The sequence below is a fragment of the Fructilactobacillus carniphilus genome (assembly GCF_024029675.1).
Taxonomy (GTDB): Bacteria; Bacillota; Bacilli; order Lactobacillales; family Lactobacillaceae; genus Fructilactobacillus; species Fructilactobacillus carniphilus.
In genome coordinates this window covers 1,214,364-1,231,623 of record NZ_CP097121.1, presented here as the reverse complement: position 1 = coordinate 1,231,623, position 17,260 = coordinate 1,214,364, and the positions used below count along the sequence as shown (strand labels likewise).

The 17,260-nt window shown below is 44.8% G+C and carries 12 protein-coding genes, 2 tRNA genes and 1 rRNA gene; 14 read left to right on the top strand and 1 reads right to left on the bottom strand.

Translation table 11 applies throughout. The features are described from left to right. The first annotated feature begins 2 nt into the window (after positions 1-2). From walK to M3M37_RS06140, 10 genes are all read left to right on the top strand, one after another. On the top strand, positions 3-1,847 hold the full coding sequence (gene walK, locus M3M37_RS06185; RefSeq protein ID WP_252794944.1) for a cell wall metabolism sensor histidine kinase WalK: 1,845 nt from the start codon (positions 3-5) through the stop codon (positions 1,845-1,847). After that, on the top strand, positions 1,831-3,156 hold the full coding sequence (locus tag M3M37_RS06180; RefSeq protein WP_252794943.1) for a YycH family regulatory protein: 1,326 nt from the start codon (positions 1,831-1,833) through the stop codon (positions 3,154-3,156). Before walK ends, M3M37_RS06180 begins: the two co-directional genes overlap by 17 nt. Beyond that, on the top strand, positions 3,156-3,995 hold the full coding sequence (locus M3M37_RS06175) for a two-component system regulatory protein YycI (RefSeq protein WP_252794942.1): 840 nt from the start codon (positions 3,156-3,158) through the stop codon (positions 3,993-3,995). The genes M3M37_RS06180 and M3M37_RS06175 overlap by 1 nt, the downstream gene beginning before the upstream one ends. Then, positions 3,995-4,798 (top strand): MBL fold metallo-hydrolase, encoded by an 804-nt coding sequence (locus M3M37_RS06170; protein WP_252794941.1) that lies wholly within the window; start codon positions 3,995-3,997, stop codon positions 4,796-4,798. Before M3M37_RS06175 ends, M3M37_RS06170 begins: the two co-directional genes overlap by 1 nt. A gap of 548 nt (positions 4,799-5,346) precedes the next feature. Continuing rightward, positions 5,347-5,826 carry a 23S rRNA (pseudouridine(1915)-N(3))-methyltransferase RlmH gene (gene rlmH / locus M3M37_RS06165; RefSeq protein WP_252794940.1) on the top strand — a complete coding sequence of 160 codons (480 nt, stop codon included), beginning with the start codon at positions 5,347-5,349 and terminating at the stop codon, positions 5,824-5,826. A gap of 17 nt (positions 5,827-5,843) precedes the next feature. Then, positions 5,844-6,959 carry a YibE/F family protein gene (locus tag M3M37_RS06160; protein WP_252794939.1) on the top strand — a complete coding sequence of 372 codons (1,116 nt, stop codon included), beginning with the start codon at positions 5,844-5,846 and terminating at the stop codon, positions 6,957-6,959. Beyond that, positions 6,956-7,717 (top strand): YibE/F family protein, encoded by a 762-nt coding sequence (locus M3M37_RS06155; RefSeq protein WP_252794938.1) that lies wholly within the window; start codon positions 6,956-6,958, stop codon positions 7,715-7,717. The genes M3M37_RS06160 and M3M37_RS06155 overlap by 4 nt, the downstream gene beginning before the upstream one ends. 123 nt (positions 7,718-7,840) lie before the next feature. After that, positions 7,841-9,661 carry a pyruvate oxidase gene (gene spxB, locus M3M37_RS06150; protein ID WP_252794937.1) on the top strand — a complete coding sequence of 607 codons (1,821 nt, stop codon included), beginning with the start codon at positions 7,841-7,843 and terminating at the stop codon, positions 9,659-9,661. Positions 9,662-10,069: 408 nt separating this feature from the next. Then, entirely contained in the window at positions 10,070-10,852 is a 783-nt protein-coding gene (locus M3M37_RS06145; RefSeq protein ID WP_252794936.1) for a sulfite exporter TauE/SafE family protein, read from the top strand. A gap of 47 nt (positions 10,853-10,899) precedes the next feature. Next, positions 10,900-11,058 (top strand): hypothetical protein, encoded by a 159-nt coding sequence (locus tag M3M37_RS06140; RefSeq protein ID WP_252794935.1) that lies wholly within the window; start codon positions 10,900-10,902, stop codon positions 11,056-11,058. A 54-nt stretch (positions 11,059-11,112) separates the two neighbouring features. Here M3M37_RS06140 and M3M37_RS06135 read toward each other — a convergent pair whose 3' ends face one another. Continuing rightward, positions 11,113-12,306, bottom strand: coding sequence for an MFS transporter (locus tag M3M37_RS06135; RefSeq protein WP_252794934.1), 1,194 nt, complete (start codon positions 12,304-12,306; stop codon positions 11,113-11,115). Positions 12,307-12,455: 149 nt separating this feature from the next. Here M3M37_RS06135 and M3M37_RS06130 point away from each other — a divergent pair, with 149 nt between their 5' ends. The 4 genes from M3M37_RS06130 to M3M37_RS06115 all read left to right on the top strand — a co-directional run bounded on the left by M3M37_RS06130 (position 12,456) and on the right by M3M37_RS06115 (position 17,203). After that, positions 12,456-14,993 carry a M1 family metallopeptidase gene (locus M3M37_RS06130; protein ID WP_252794933.1) on the top strand — a complete coding sequence of 846 codons (2,538 nt, stop codon included), beginning with the start codon at positions 12,456-12,458 and terminating at the stop codon, positions 14,991-14,993. Between the two features lie 369 nt (positions 14,994-15,362). Next, a 16S ribosomal RNA gene (locus M3M37_RS06125) occupies positions 15,363-16,938 on the top strand. An 85-nt stretch (positions 16,939-17,023) separates the two neighbouring features. Continuing rightward, positions 17,024-17,098: transfer RNA gene (locus tag M3M37_RS06120), tRNA-Ile, on the top strand. 32 nt (positions 17,099-17,130) lie between these two features. Next, positions 17,131-17,203, top strand: a tRNA-Ala gene (locus M3M37_RS06115). Positions 17,204-17,260 lie beyond the last annotated feature (57 nt).

Here is a 17,260-nt window from a genome sequence, read left to right as displayed (position 1 = left end):
GCATGGCCCTAAAATGGAAGTTTTTTAAATCCATTCACTTTAAAATTGCGTTAGTCTTCGTGTTAATGATGCTGTTAACGCTCGAAACCGTGGGGGCCGTTTTTGTGCGGCAGTTGGAGTATCAAAACCTCAACACATTTAAGGAATCGATTCAACTAAAGCCGTACATTAATACGTCGCTAAAGAAACAGTTAGCCAGCCGGAATCAAATTAAAGCGAACAAGCAGATTCAAACAATTTTACAGGATGCGGACGTTAGCAATAACGCCGAAGTGACGGTGGTGGATGCCCGGGGTAACATTCGGGGGACTAATCAAAACAATGAACAGTCGTTGGTTGGCCAAAAGAATACCGATGGCGACATTAAGACGGCGCTATATAGTAGCAAAACAATTGAAAAAACGACTTCCAGTAACAATAATCGGTATTATATTCAGGTAACGCCTTTGATTAACAGCGCAAAGAATCAGAATAACATCGAAGGGGTCGTGTACATCCGGGCTAACCTAAGTCAGGTGTACCGTAACATTAACAACATCACGATTATTTACTTGTTTGCGGCTGTCCTGTCGATTATCCTGGGACTCTTACTGACGCTGATTATTTCGCGCACGATTACCAAGCCGATTGATGAATTGAAGCGCCAGACCGAACAGATTGCACGGGGCGATTATTCAGGGCACGTGCAGGTATATGGTAACGATGAGCTGGGTCAACTAGCGCATGCTGTTAACAATTTGTCGGTGCAGGTGGAAGAATCCCAAGAATCCACGGAGTCGGAGCGACGCCGGCTGGATTCGGTGCTAGATAACATGACAGATGGCGTGGTGGCTACCGATCGCCGGGGACTGGTTACGATTGTGAATGATGAAGCGATTGAGTTGCTGGGAACTTCAAAACAAGCGGTCGTGGGGCAACCAATTCTCAAGGTCTTGAAGTTAGAGGATCAATATAACCTGCGGGATTTGATTGAAGACCCGGGGCAGGTCTACCTTGACTTTTCAACAGCAGAACGCCGGTTGATTTTGTCAGCTCATTTTTCGTTGATTCAACGCAAATCTGGGTTCATCAACGGGTTAGTATGTGTGTTCCATGACGTTACAGCGCAACAAAAAATTGATGAAGACCGGCGCCAGTTTGTATCCAACGTGTCGCATGAGTTACGAACGCCATTAACGAGCGTTCATTCTTACCTAGAAGCCCTGACGGACGGCGCTTGGAAGGATCCGGAGCTCGCTCCCAAATTCTTGCACGTGACCCAGGATGAAACGGACCGGATGATTCGGATGATTAACGATCTCTTGACCTTGTCACGGATGGACTCGGGAACGCAGAAGTACGATAGTGAACTGGTTAACATCAATAAGATTTTTAACTACATCTTAGATCGTTTCGATATGATTGTGAAAAATGATGAAAAGAAGCACTATCGGATTCAGCGGGAGTTCACCACGCAGGATTTATGGGCAGAAATTGATCCGGACCGTTTTACCCAGGTGATTGATAACATCATGAACAACGCGGTGAAGTATTCTCCAGACGGGGGTGTGATTACCTGTCGGTTGTATGAAAACCATAACCGCGTGGTCTTGAGTATTAGTGACCAAGGACTGGGAATGCCTCAAAGTGCTTTAAAACACATCTTTGATCGGTTCTACCGGGTAGACAAAGCGCGGTCGCGGGCCCAAGGAGGAAGTGGACTTGGTCTGGCCATTTCGAAGGAAATCATCGAATCATTTGGTGGTTCCATCCGGGTCGAAAGTACGGAAGGTCGCGGATCCACCTTCTATATCTCACTTCCATATGAATCAATTGAGGAGGACCTTTGGGATGATGGAGAAGCTTAAACGCTATTTTTTACCACTTTCACTAACACTGGCCGTACTGATTAGCGTGGTTTTGTCGGTTTCATTACTAACGAATCCGGCACGGTTTAGTAGTAAGACGCACCAAAACCGGTCGGTGGCGTTGCATAATGATACCAACGTCCGCCCGCTGCAGGACGTTTATTCTCCCCTGCGAGTGATTAAAACGGATGATCATCAACACCAAAAGATGCTGACTTCTCCTACCACCAATATTGTGGGGACACTAATAAAACAGTTCCGCCGAACAGAAATGAATGATTTAAAGCGAGTTAGCACGGACAAGAAGCAACGCTACTTTGACGTTTTAAATCAACCCAACTCACTGACGTTGAATTACAACGATAGCATGTCGGCTCCGATTCTCGGACAGGTTTTAAAGCAAACGGATCTCTTTTCCAAGCGGCAACAATTCCAACGAATCGTGGTGCCTTTAGATGACAAAGGCAACATTTATTTTTTAAACGATCAGAACTACCAAATTTATGAGGCCAGCATTAAGAACTTAAATTTAAAGCAACTACACCGAACTCTGGCTCACGATGTCGTTAGTAACCGGGTCGAGATTCGGGACTTGAATAACAAACCGTTTCTCTATTTTCCACATGAGATTAAGCTCAAGGATTACGGATACATGTTGCAAGAGCAGTCTCAATCTACGTATCTAAGCCGGATTATTGGAAACAGTACGGATACGACTGTGAAACACCATCAGGATGATACCATTTACTCGTCGGCCAATCAGGATCTAACCTTTACTGGTAATGACGACGTGACTTACAACAACTTCCGGCCCCAAAAGACCGTGAAGACGAAAGAAGACGCGTTGCAGGTGGCTTATAAAAATGCGGTTCAACTTGGAGTCCCACTGGCATCATCCCAATTTGATACGTACCAAAAGCAGGACAAAACGGTAGTGTACCGGTCCTTTATTGATGGGTTTCCAATTTTTGGGGACCAACAGCTCGGGAACTATACTTATCAATTTTTGAACGGAACGACCGAACGCTACCAATTCTCGCTCCGGGACTTTCAAATTCCGGTTCCAACTGAGGAACAACAGACGACGCTGCCAAGTAGTAAGGATTTGCTCGCGGAATTAATCAAAGCTAACGTAGACACTAAAAAAATTAGTAACGTCCAAATTGGATATCAAATTGTTCCAAACGATGAGCATAAGTTGCTAATCTTGTTGCGACCAAGTTGGTTTGTGAAGTATAACAACCAATGGGTGAACTATCAGGACTTGGAGCAGGGTAATTTTGCCAAAGCACGAAAGGAGAATTTCTAATGAATTTTAAACGAATTCAGGGAATCTTCTTGATTGCTTTCATTGTAATCGACGTGTTTTTGTTTATGATGACCAAGAACAGTAAGGTTCAAGACGACAGTGAGAACGCCGGGAGTGTGAACAGTGCGATTGTGCGGGATATGAAACGGGATAACATCAAGTTCGGCAACCTTAGTAACAAAAAGGAGACCGGTTATTACCTATCGGCAGAACCGCAGGATCATTTTGAAGCGCGGTTAGGCGAGCTGAAGAACCAAAATGCCCGCAGCGAAAACGGTGCGGTTGTGAGTGATTTTAAGTCAACTGTGAAGGTTAATCCTAATCATCCGGAATGGACCTTGAACCGGTTAATGCGGAAAAAGGGGTTTGTGTTGGATGCTGCTCAATACCGCTATGATCGTGACCTTTCTAGTGCTACCAAAGTGGTTTATTCACAACAAGGGAAACAAGGTCCCTTCTTCTCCTCTAATGCCCAAATCACCTTTAGTGTGGCTGATCAGCAGGTGGTGGGTTATACGCAACGAGAACTTACCAACGTGAAGATTTTGCACGAAAAGAATGATTTGATTACGGAAGAACGGGCCATCATTAGTTTGTATCAGTACAATGAGTTACCGAATAATACTAAAATTCTCTGGACCAAACTTGCCTACACCCGCTTCTTGGAGCTGAACGGGAAGGAAGTTTACATTCCAACCTGGGTCGTCGCCATTAACAGTAAATCGAATAATAAGGTCCAAATTAAGCGGATTAACGCCTTTAATGGGGCTTCCGTCAGCACGGAAAAATTGCAAGAACAACAAAATGGGAAAGCAAAAGTAGAAAGCGTGGGAAATTAATGAGTGCGGATGATTTTAAAATTAGCGTGTTGTCGAGTGGAAGTGGCGGTAATTGTACCTACATTGAAACGCCTCAGCACAAAGTTATCCAAGACGCTGGCTTATCCGGAATCCGAATTAAACGGTTGATGGAGGGGATTGGCAAGGATTTAGCTGATGTTGATACCATGCTGGTTACTCACGAACACACGGACCATGCCAAGGGGGTGGGAATTCTCGCCCGTAAGTACGGGATGAACGTTTACGCGAACGAAGAGACCTGGCGCGCCATGGATGGCAAAATTGGGAAGATTCCGGTGGAACAGAAATACGTGTTTGATCCAGATACCACGGAACTATGGGGTGATCTTGACGTTGAGAGTTTCACAGTGGCTCACGATGCGGCTCACGCTCAGTTTTATAACTATCATCATAACGGAAAAAGTTTTGTGATTATTACCGATACCGGTTCGGTATCTGATCACGTGGCGGGGTTAATTCGGAACGCTGATGCCTATCTTTTTGAATGTAACTATGACCCTGAGATGCTAATGAACGGAGATTATTCCTATTCCACGAAACTCCGGATTAATAGCTCGACCGGGCACTTATCCAATCAGGATAGTACGGAAATTTTGATGGATGTGATGGGTCTAAAGACCAAACGGATCTTTTTGGCGCACCGAAGTCACCACAATAACACCAAGGCACTAGCTCGATTAACAGTGGCGTCAATTATGAAAAATAACGGGCTTGGGGTGGGTCACGACTTTCAGTTGTTTGATACGGACGTGGAAAAAGCCTCCCCGTTGCTGAATCTCTAATATTAATTGAGCACGAAAGCAGTAATTGCTCCGTGCTTTTTTATTTGCTCAAAATGTAACCGTTAGGCACAGGTCTCAGTTACTAGGGTAAAAAATGATATGGTAGAAAGGAACTAAGTAAGTGAATGTTGCGTTAGGATAAAACCGAACAAAAAAAGTTTCACGCGCTGAAAGTTTGGGAAAAATAGTCACTGCGATAGTTGGAATTAACTTTTAGTGGATAACTTTGTGGATAAGTTTAGGTGATAAAAGAAAATCCAGTTGTGATGGCAATTAGAGCTCGTTCATAAGTTGTTAAAAGTTATCCACAGCGTCTGTTAATAACTTTGAGGAACATTTTTTGCTGATTTTTTAATGTTGATATACCAGCGTTTCACAACCTTTTTTTCTGGGTTAACGAACAGATGTTGCTGTTGAAAATGTGGATAACTAAAAAAGTTGTTGACAAAATTACGGAAATCACAGGTGGGAAAAATTGAGGAAAAACAGCGGAAAATTTATTTTTCTGTGGATAACTTTGTGGATAAACTGTTGAAAGGATGATAGTTATGAACATTAAACTAGTGGTCGTGGGAAAATTAAAAGAAAAATACTTTGCAGCTGCTATTGCGGAGTATCGCAAACGCCTCTCTCGTTTTTGTAAATTTTCACTAGTTGAAGTCCGCGACGAAAAGGCTCCCGAATCTTTGAGCATCGCTGAGATGGAGCAGGTGATGGGCAAGGAAGGGGAACGAATCTTGGACAAGGTGGGCGACCGTGAATACGTGTTTGCTTTAGCAATTAACGGACAACAGCTAACCTCGGAAGAATTCGCGCAACAAATCAAGGGCTTAACCACCTACGGCCATTCAGATTTAACCTTTATCATTGGAGGATCACTGGGATTATCCCCAGCCGTTTTGCAACGCGCTGACGCGGAATTATCATTTGGGAAATTCACGTTGCCACATCAGTTGATGCGGGTAGTGCTCTGTGAGCAAATTTATCGGGCCTTTATGATTAATAGCAACAGTCCGTACCATAAATAAGGAAAGAAGGAATCATGATGCGTAGAATTAAACCCCAGGTTACGGTGAAATGGTGGTGGCTGTTGGTGGTTCTAATCGTTGGTGCGGTGGCCATTTTGGTTACCCACTATGATGCACCGTTATACAGTCAGACGGTGGCTGAGGTCCAGCAGGTGAAGAACGGACCGCGGATGAAGACCACTGATGAGTTCCGCAATCAGGATTACCAGCAAAACCAAACGGTCACCCTGAAAATTTTGAACGGAAAAAAACGCGGGCAAACGTTGCAAATTCAAAATCAATTTTCTGGTTCTAGTGCCACCGATCAGGAATACCATCCGGGACAACAGGTCTTTTTGCACCTGAGTGGGCGGACGAACCGCCATACCTCCAGTTTGATTAACGGATTTAAGCGCGATACTGTCGTGGTGTTCCTAATCTGGCTTACAGTTAGTTTGTTGTTACTAATCCTTAAGTTCCGCGGGTCAATGGCGTTGCTGAGTTTAGTGGTGAACGCGTTGCTGTTCTTCATGGTGGTGGAACTGGACGTCCGGACGGATTGGAATCCCTTCGTACTGTTTGCAGGCTTGGCCGTGGTCTTTACGGTTATCACGGCGTTGTTAATCTTTGGGCGCTCTAAAGAAACAGTGGTGGCTATCATTGCCACGATTTTGGGAACCGCCGCGGCGCTCATCATTGCTTGGCTGGTTTTAAGTCTGACCCACCAGCGCGGGATGAAGTTTGAAATGATGGACTACGTGACCCAACAACGACTGCCGCTGTTCTTTGCCGGCAGTATGATTGGTTCGTTAGGAGCCATCATGGATTTATCCGCGGACATCACTTCTAGTGTCTTTGCCGTGTACCGCGAGAAGCCAACGATGCGGTTTGCGGAGTTGTTTGCCAATGCCAGAAAGATTGGTCGCTCCATCATGGGTCCGTTGATTAACGTGCTCTTTTTAATCTTTGTGGCTAGTACTTTTCCCATGATGATTCTGTTCTTAAAGAACGGAAACAGTTGGGGTTACTCGTATTCCATGATTATGTCGCTAGGAATTGTTCAGAGTTTAATTAGTGGAATTGGAATTGCCCTAACCGTCCCGATTACAGGAGTCTTAGCCGGTGGAATTTGTGAAATGAAGGTGTTCAAATGAGTACAATTAGTGTTTTAGTCCTGGTATTACTGGGAGCGATGCTGCTGGCCGGTGGACGCCAGGGACTGGTTTCGTTTCTCGGCTTGCTATTTAACTTTGCGGTTGTGTTTCTTTCCGTGGTTCTGATTTCCTGGGGCATTCCATACTTAGTGGTAACGCTCTGTAACGCCGTTATCATTTTGGTGGTTTCAATTTACTTTGGGAACCAACAGGGACGCAACGCTGACATTGCGTTTGTCACTTCTTTAATCGTGGTGGGCTTAGTCATTCTGTTAATCATTCCCGTGGAACACTGGGCGCAGGTCCAAGGTTTTGGCGTAGAAAATACGGAAGACATGGAGGGAATGTCTTTACAACTCGGGGTTCGCTTTTTAGACGTTTCCTGTGCCATGACGATTTTGAGTTGTCTGGGAGCCGTGGCGGAAGCAGCCGTAGCGGTGGCTACCGGGTTAGTCGAATTAGAAGATCATGACGCTAAGATTAGCGATCAGAAGTTAAAACAAACCGGGATGCGGGTCGGCCAAGAAATTGTGGGAACGGCCTTCAATACCCTCTTTTTCGGTTTTTACGGTGAACTGATTGGCTTATTCATTTGGTTTGCTCGGTTGCATTACACCTTGGGAATGGTGCTCAACGATAAAATTTTTGTGTCCGAGTTCATCATGACGATTATCTCATCCATTGGAGTTATCCTTACAATTCCCGTCACCATTGGATTGCTACTCCATCAAAAACACCGTAAATTGCAAAAAAATTAGCCAGCTGAAGGAAAGCTGGCTTTTTTTATATAAGAACCAAAAAAATTTGAAAAAAATGGGTTTAACTCTTGAAAGCGTTTTCAAGTGGTGCTAAGATTAGGATATGAAATGGAGGTAAAGATTATGAAAGATGTAAACAAGATTCCTGCTGCAGTTGCCATGGTGAAGGTTTTAGAAGCCTATGGAGTTAAAGATGTTTATGGTTACCCTGGTGGTTCCATTAACTCAACTCTACACGCTTTGGATGTAGAAAAGGACAACATCAATTACATTCAAATTCGGCACGAACAAGTCGGGGCTTTAGCTGCTGCTGCGCACGCTAAATTAACTGGTCACATTGGTGTTGCTTTCGGTTCTGCCGGTCCTGGTGCCGTTAACATGTTAAACGGTTTATACGATGCTAAGGAAGACAAGGTTCCCGTTTTGGCCATCGTTGGTCAAGTTGCACATAACAACATGAACTACGACTACTTCCAGGAATTCCCAGAAGTACCAATGTTTGAAGATGTTTCTGTTTACGATCGAGTAGTAATGACTCCGGAAAGCTTGCCACACGTTGTGGATCAAGCCATTCACGCTGCTTACGCTAACAAGGGGGTTGCAGTGGTTGTCATTCCAAACGACTTTGGCTTTGCAGAAATTCCAGACGTTCGTTACGATTCAGCTGCTCCAACTTACGCTAAACCAGCTCCAGAGCCAGTTGCTACTGGCGAAGAAGTGAACGACTTCTTAGCAATGGTGAAGGATGCTAAACGTCCCGTAATCCACGTTGGTCGTGGAATCAAAAACGGTGGCGACAAGTTAATCGAACTTTCCAAGAAGTTACAAGTTCCGTTAATCATGGATGGTTTGGCTCAAGGTTACGTTGACAAAGCTTACGAAGGAAACATCGGAACTGCTAACCGGGCTGCTTCTAAGGCTGCTGATGAAATCTTAGCATCTGCTGACTTAGTGATTGCCATTGGTGGTGACTTTGCCTTCGCGAACAGCGTTTACGCTAGTCACGAATTCAAGTACATCCAAGTTGATAACAACACGATTCAGTTAGGTCGGCACCACGTTCCAGATTTAGCCATCTGGTCTGACGCTACGAAGTTCGTGGAAAAGGCTTTGGCCCAATCAGAACCGGCTCCAGAAAGTCCATTCTTCAAAGCAGCTGTTGCTGACATGCAAAACTGGAAAGAATACATCAAGAAGATTATGGACAGTGAGTCAGATAGCTTAACTCCTGCTCAAGTTTACAAACAAATTAACCGAATTGCCGAACCAGATGCTATTTACTCCATTGACGTTGGTGATAACATTATTAGTTCCTTCAGATACCTCAACTTTAACGACCAAATGAAGTGGGTTATCTCCGCCTTGTTTGCTACGATGGGATCTGGGGTTCCAGGTGCTATTGCTGCTAAACTAGACGAACCCGACAAGCAAGTCTTCAACATTGCTGGTGACGGTGCTTTGTCAATGGTTATGCAAGACTTAGTTACGGAAGTTAAGTACAAATTACCAATTATCAACATTGTGACCCAAAATGGTGACCTGAGCTTCATTAAGGGTGAACAAGAAGACATTGCTATGCAATACTTCGGCTTAGACTTACAAACACAAGACTTTGCTGGAATTGCTAAAGCCATGGGCTTAGACGCTGTTCGAGTAACTAACTTCGCTGAATTGTCAGCTGCCTTTGACCAAGCTAATGAAGCTGTTAAAGCTGGTCGTCCATTCTTGATTGACATTGTCATCAACGACAACCGGGCCTTACCGGTGGAAGACTTAGTGGTTAAGATTGAAGACGGCAAGGTTTCTGAAACGGTTAGTCCTAACTACCGGATTGACAAATCAGATCAACAAGCTAAGACGATTGAAGAATTATTCGCCATCTACGGAGGAGAAAACCTCTTACCGTTACAACACTACTTTGATGAATTTGGCGTTCAACTTTAATTAGCTAACTCCTAAAATCTAAAAACGCTTCTCAATTTAATTGGGAAGCGTTTTTTGGTTGGCTTAATAACATAAATGTAACCTAAAATTACTATATAATTATTTTTATCAGTACGTCGATAATTTCGTTTTTATATATTTAGCATTATAAGTTTTAAAGCATATTAAAATTTTCTAGGGTCTGATGACTGGCAAGGAAATTTTTTTATATGTTAATCATGGTGACCTATCATCTGCAACCGCAACTGCGGGTCACCTAACGAAATACTGGTTAAGCTGAACTAAAAGTTAAGAACCATTCGCAGTAAGATGGTCTTTTTAGAATACGACGTTCGCCATCCCTTTATTTATACTATAATTGAAACCAGTAAACGTTCATTCAAATTTTAAAAAGGGGTCTAAATCTAGATGGTTTTACAATTTATCTTTTTAATCGCAGCGGGGATTGTCGCCGGTTTGATGGCTACGATTGCTGGATTGGCGTCGATTGCCTCCTATCCAGCGCTGCTGATGGTCGGAATTCCGCCGGTAATTGCGAATGTTACCAACACGGTTTCGTTAATTTTTACGGGAGTTGGTGCGATTCCAGCATCGTTAAAGGAGTTGCATGGACAGTGGCACCGTGCTCTTGGCTATACCATTTTAGCCGTCATTGGGAGTGTGAGCGGGAGTGCGCTGTTACTGGTAGCGCCAGCCTCAACCTTTGAAAAAATCGTGCCGTTCTTCATCCTGGTCGCCGGAGTGATGTTGCTACTTTCGGGTCGTGGGAAGGAACTCAAAGAAGAGGAACGATTACGCCAAGCTGAAATGCATCCGACTCGGCATAAAGTTTTAACCCTAGCTAGTTACCTTGGGATTGTCCTGGTGGGTGGCTACCTTGGTTACTTTGGCGCTGCCGGTGGAGTGGTTCTCTTAGCTATTTTAGCGGTGATTACCCGGGAAAGTTTTGCGAAATACAACGCCGTTAAAAATGTGATGACCTTTGCTTGTAACATTTGCTCGTCAGCGTACTTTATCATGACCACCACGGTCGCTTGGCATGCTGTGTTACCACTGGGAATTGGCCTGTTAATTGGTGGCTTTTGTGGTCCTAAGATTGTGCGGCACGTTAACATCAAGTTGCTTCGGATTTTGATTGCCATTGCGGCCTTCTTACTCGCCGGTGACTTATTTGTCAAGGCTTACTTTTAAAATGAATTATGTTAGAATGTCAATAAACTGAGCAAGGAGGTTTCCTGATGAAGTTATTTTACTGGTTGCTATCCCTTTTCTGGGTCATTACGTTAGTGGTTTTCGTGATGATGCCCAACGAAATGGGAATGATGGTAGCGATGTACATGATGATCTTTGGAATGTTGGCCCACAGTATTGCCTGTGCCTTAGAGCACCACAAGTAAATTGAATGATTATAAAAAAGACCTTTCCTGACTGGAAAGGTCTTTTTTAACGATTTAATTACTACGAACCTGCTGATCAGTTTTCATTTCGTAACTGACCACCCAGGTGATTAAAGCCGAGCAGAACATAATGATGGCGACAATCAAGTATGGGAGGCTCGGGTTTTTATCCATTAACGTTCCCGCAAAGATGGGACCAGCAATGTTACCGATGCTCGTGAGAGACATATTAACTCCATTAATCAGACCCTGATTGTTTTTACCAAATCGGGTCAAGAGGGTGGTAATCGCGGGTCGAAGCACGTCGAAGGCACAAAAGATTAGCAAGGTAGCAATGATAACTTCAACGGCAGTGTGAGCGAAAATCATCCAGATGATCCCGGCCATGCTAATCAAAAAGCAAATCCGGGTAAGCCCAATTTCACCGACCCAGCTGACTAATCGATCGAACAGTACCACTTGTAAGATGAGGGAGAAAATTCCGTTTAGAATTAAGACGAGGGCGATTTGGTTCAGGGAGAAGTTGAAGACTTGGTGGACATAGAGGGTGTAGATACTTTCAAATCCGGCGAGTCCAAATGAGGAAACCAGAATCATGAAAAAGAGGGTCACAATCGATTTATTTAACAGACGTTTGAGTCCCTTATCTGTAATTGCAACCCCATCCACCACGTTGCCGTGGCTATGTTCTTTGAGGTGACTTGGAATTCCAACGACAAACACGAGGGCTGCTATGATTCCAGACACGCCGGCAAACCAGAACGGAGTTTTGTAACTGAGGTTCGCAAGCACGCCCCCTAGTCCGGGTCCGATGATCAATCCTCCACTAAAGGCGGCAGAAATCCAACCGATGACCCGGGCTCGTTCGCGCTCGCTCGAAAGGTCGGCGGCCAGTGCCATCGAGGTGGTTCCCACCATGGCAGCAGAAATTCCACCAATTAAACGGGAAAGGTCAAACCACAGTAACGAACCCGCCAGCGCAAAGAGGAACTCGGAAAAGGCATAGAGTAGGAGACCGGCGGTTAGAATGGGAACCCGGCCGATGCGGTCGGAAAGCCGGCCGACGATGGGGGAAAAGAGAAACTGGGTAAAAGCAAACAGGGAGGTCATCATCCCCATTTCACCCGCCGTTAAATGGTACTCCGTTTTGATGAAGGGCTCGACAGGAATCACTAAACTCCATCCCAAACAGATGATGAAGTTGGCCGCAATGATAATATAAATGGCTCGTTGATTTTCTTTACTCATACTGACTCCTCGCTTACAGAAAATTAATTACTAAAATATCATTATACGGCAAATTTTGCTTGCTGAGAAACAAAATGGTTACGGACAATCCGAAAATTGTGTACAATTAAGAGTGATGATTTGATTTAAATCTTAAAGGAGAAAACAAAATGGCAGGAATTGAACGGTTTTACACTCTGTTTCAACCTGAACATTATGATTTATTCATTGATGTTAACCGGGAACAGAAAACCATTAACGGAACGACTAAAATTCACGGACACGCTAGTCAAGCAAACATCGCTGTGAACCAAAAAGATTTGCAGGTTAGTCAGGTCTTAGCGAATGGGTCTGAGGTACCATTTACCACTGATGATGAAGCCGAAGCAATTCGGATTGAATTGCCAACAGCTGGTGACGTTGATTTAGAGATCACTTACAGCGCTCCTTTGACAGATACCATGATGGGAATTTACCCGTCTTACTACGAAGTTGATGGGGAAAAGAAACAGGTAATTGGAACCCAATTTGAAACGACGTTTGCACGCCAAGCCTTTCCTGGAATTGATGAACCAGAAGCCAAAGCTACGTTTAGGTTAGCACTGAAGTTTGACGAACACGACGGCGAAACGGTGCTGGCTAACATGCCAGAGGACCGGGTCGAAGATGGGGTTCACTACTTCAAACCAACCGTAAAAATGTCAACGTACCTAGTAGCCTTTGCCTTTGGTGACTTACAAAGTAAGTTGACTACCACTAATAGTGGCGTTGAAGTGGGGGTTTTTGCCACGAAGGCGCACCAACCAAAGGAACTCGATTTTGCCTTAGATATTGCCAAACGATCCATCGAATTCTACGAAGACTTCTACCAAACTCCATATCCACTGCCACACTCTTGGCAATTAGCTTTACCTGACTTTTCGGCCGGAGCCATGGAAAACTGGGGCCTGATTACCTATCGGGAAGCGTACTTACTGCTTGATCCTGATAACACCCCATTAGAAACGAAAGAATTAGTGGCCACGGTGATTGCACACGAATTAGCCCACCAGTGGTTCGGTGACCTAGTTACCATGAAGTGGTGGGATGATTTGTGGTTAAACGAAAGTTTTGCCAACATGATGGAATATGTGGCCATCGATGCCATACAACCCGACTGGAAGGTTTGGGAAATGTTCCAAACTTCTGAAGTGCCAATGGCACTCTCGCGTGATGCTACGGATGGCGTACAATCGGTTCACGTGGCAGTTAATGATCCTGCTGAAATTGACGCTCTCTTTGACGGCGCCATTGTGTACGCTAAGGGGGCGCGAATGTTAGTAATGGTACGGGCTCTCTTAGGTGACGATGCACTCCGGAAGGGATTACGGCAGTACTTTATTGATCACCAGTACGGCAATGCCGAAGGGAAAGACCTGTGGAAAGCCCTTGGAGATGCTTCTGGCTTGGATATTGGTAAAATTATGCACTCTTGGTTGGATCAACCAGGTTACCCAGTGGTTTCTGCCAGTGTTGATACTGATGGACAACTAGTCCTCTCACAACAACAATTCTTTATTGGTGATGGAGAAGACCAAGGGCGGGAATGGCAAATTCCATTAGACAGTAACTATGACGCTGCTCCTCAAATTATGGCTGAACCAGAATTGAAGTTGGGTGATTACCAAACCCTGCGGAAGGAAGCTGGTCAACCATTCCGTGTGAACGTGGGGAACAACTCGCATATCGTCGTTCAATACGACCAAACGTTGTTAGATGACATCTTGGATCACGTATCTGATTTATCGGTCATTGATCAACGGCAAATTTTACAAGATCTACGGTTATTGGCTAGTGCCCAACGTATTTCTTACGCGCAGTTACTACCATTGTTACGGCAATTTGCTGGCAGTCACTCTGCTATTGTGAATGCGGAATTGTATACCATTGCTAACTCATTGAAGATGTTTGTAACCCCAGGAACGCCAGCTGAACAAGAACTGCGACAATTCTTTGGGACCTTAGTTAGTGAAAACATCGAACGGTTAGGCTTGGTACCACGGGCGGGAGAAACAAACGATGACCAAAAGGTGCGTCCGATTGTTTTAAACGCTGCTTTGTACGCTCAGATTCCGACCGTAATTGAACAAGTACATGCGTTATTTACTGAGTACCAAGATCGGTTAGTTGAATTACCGGCGGATGTCCGGGCCTTGGTTTTGAAAAATGAAGTGCAAAACTACGGTAGCAAGGAACTCTTTGACCGGTTAATGCACGACTATGTTACGACTAGTGAAGTTAATTACCGGGATGACCTAGCAATTGCCATTCCACAAGTAACTTATCCGCAGTTAGCCGAACAACTAGTTGCTCAGTTTGAAAATGCCGATGTGATTAAACCACAAGACTTACGGGCTTGGTACCGGGGGCTGTTAGCTAATGACTTGAATCAGCAAGTAGCTTGGGATTGGATCTGCAAGGAATGGGGCTGGTTAGAAGCAACCGTTGGTGGTGACATGGAATTTGCGACCTTTATTACGGTCACTGCTAACATTTTCCACACTCCAGAACGGTTAGCGGAATTCAAAGCCTTCTTTGAACCGAAGTTAGACACTCCAGGCTTGACACGAGAAATTAAGATGGACGTGCGGACAATTTCTGGGAAAGCTGACTTAGTTGCGGCTGAACAAAGCGATGTTTTACAAGCTTTAAGCGAAAACGTTCAATAAATTAAAGGGGATTAATCTCTTGGTTGAGATTAATCCTTTTTTTGTTGGCAATTTTTTGACCTTTTATGACTAATTAGGGTTGACATTTATAAATGAGGACGATATAGTGATATATGTTCGTTACGAGCCAGATGGTTAAGCTTAATTAATGAAGTGAAAAATTTCAATTAAGTGTTGACATCATGGTCAAAACGAGATATTATTATTTATGCGCTGAATAGCAGTGCGAAGTAGTTCTTTGAAAACTGAACAAGATTTTGATTACAAAAAGTGTAAGGAATTTTTAAACTAGCGTTTAAAAATTAAACATTTGCGAAGTCAATTCGCTTAAGAAACAAATAATAAAGTAGAGCTAGTAAAGTTCTCATTTAAAATGAGAGTTTGATCCTGGCTCAGGACGAACGTTGGCGGCGTGCCTAATACATGCAAGTCGAACGAGGTCTCCTAAATGAAATGAAGTGCTTGCACGGATTTGACTTTAGATCGGACCGAGTGGCGAACTGGTGAGTAACACGTGGGTAACCTGCCCAGAAGTAGGGGATAACACCTGGAAACAGATGCTAATACCGTATAACAACTAAAACCACATGGTTTTAGTTTGAAAGCTGGCTTTTATGCTAGTGCTTTTGGATGGACCCGCGGCGTATTAGCTAGTTGGTGAGATAATGGCTCACCAAGGCGATGATACGTAGCAGACCTGAGAGGGTAATCTGCCACAATGGGACTGAGACACGGCCCATACTCCTACGGGAGGCAGCAGTAGGGAATCTTCCACAATGGACGAAAGTCTGATGGAGCAACGCCGCGTGAGTGAAGAAGGGTTTCGGCTCGTAAAACTCTGTTGTTAGAGAAGAACGACTGTGAGAGTAACTGCTCGCGGCGTGACGGTATCTAACCAGAAAGTCACGGCTAACTACGTGCCAGCAGCCGCGGTAATACGTAGGTGGCAAACGTTGTCCGGATTTATTGGGCGTAAAGCGAGCGCAGGCGGTTTTTTAAGTCTGATGTGAAAGCCTTCGGCTTAACCGAAGAAGTGCATCGGAAACTGGGAAACTTGAGTGCAGAAGAGGACAGTGGAACTTCATGTGTAGCGGTGAAATGCGTAGATATATGAAGGAACACCAGTGGCGAAGGCGGCTGTCTAGTCTGCATCTGACGCTGAGGCTCGAAAGCATGGGTAGCAAACAGGATTAGATACCCTGGTAGTCCATGCCGTAAACGATGAATGCTAGGTGTTGGGAGGTTTCCGCCTCTCAGTGCCGAAGCTAACGCATTAAGCATTCCGCCTGGGGAGTACGACCGCAAGGTTGAAACTCAAAGGAATTGACGGGGACCCGCACAAGCGGTGGAGCATGTGGTTTAATTCGATGCTACGCGAAGAACCTTACCAGGTCTTGACATCTTCTGTTAGCCTAAGAGATTAGGTGTCCCCTTCGGGGGCAGAATGACAGGTGGTGCATGGTTGTCGTCAGCTCGTGTCGTGAGATGTTGGGTTAAGTCCCGCAACGAGCGCAACCCTTGTCTTTAGTTGCCAGCATTGAGTTGGGCACTCTAGAGAGACTGCCGGTGATAAACCGGAGGAAGGTGGGGATGACGTCAAATCATCATGCCCCTTATGACCTGGGCTACACACGTGCTACAATGGACGGTACAACGAGTTGCGAAACCGCGAGGTCAAGCTAATCTCTTAAAGCCGTTCTCAGTTCGGATTGCAGGCTGCAACTCGCCTGCATGAAGTTGGAATCGCTAGTAATCGTGGATCAGCATGCCACGGTGAATACGTTCCCGGGTCTTGTACACACCGCCCGTCACACCATGAGAGTTTGTAACACCCAAAGTCGGTTGGATAACCGTTTGGAGTCCGCCGCCTAAGGTGGGACAGATGATTAGGGTGAAGTCGTAACAAGGTAGCCGTAGGAGAACCTGCGGCTGGATCACCTCCTTTCTAAGGAATAATACGGAACCTTACACCGATTAAAGTCTTGTTTAGTTTTGAGAGAACTACTCTCACAGTACCATCCGCGCTTTTTGGGCCTATAGCTCAGCTGGTTTAGAGCGCACGCCTGATAAGCGTGAGGTCGGTGGTTCGAGTCCACTTAGGCCCATCGCCGTTGTTACGGTATGATAATTGAATTTTGGGGAATTAGCTCAGCTGGGAGAGCACCTGCTTTGCAAGCAGGAGGTCAGCGGTTCGATCCCGCTATTCTCCATTGGTACTAGTATTTTTAGTACCGCTTGGTTCTTTGAAAACTAGATAATATTATTTT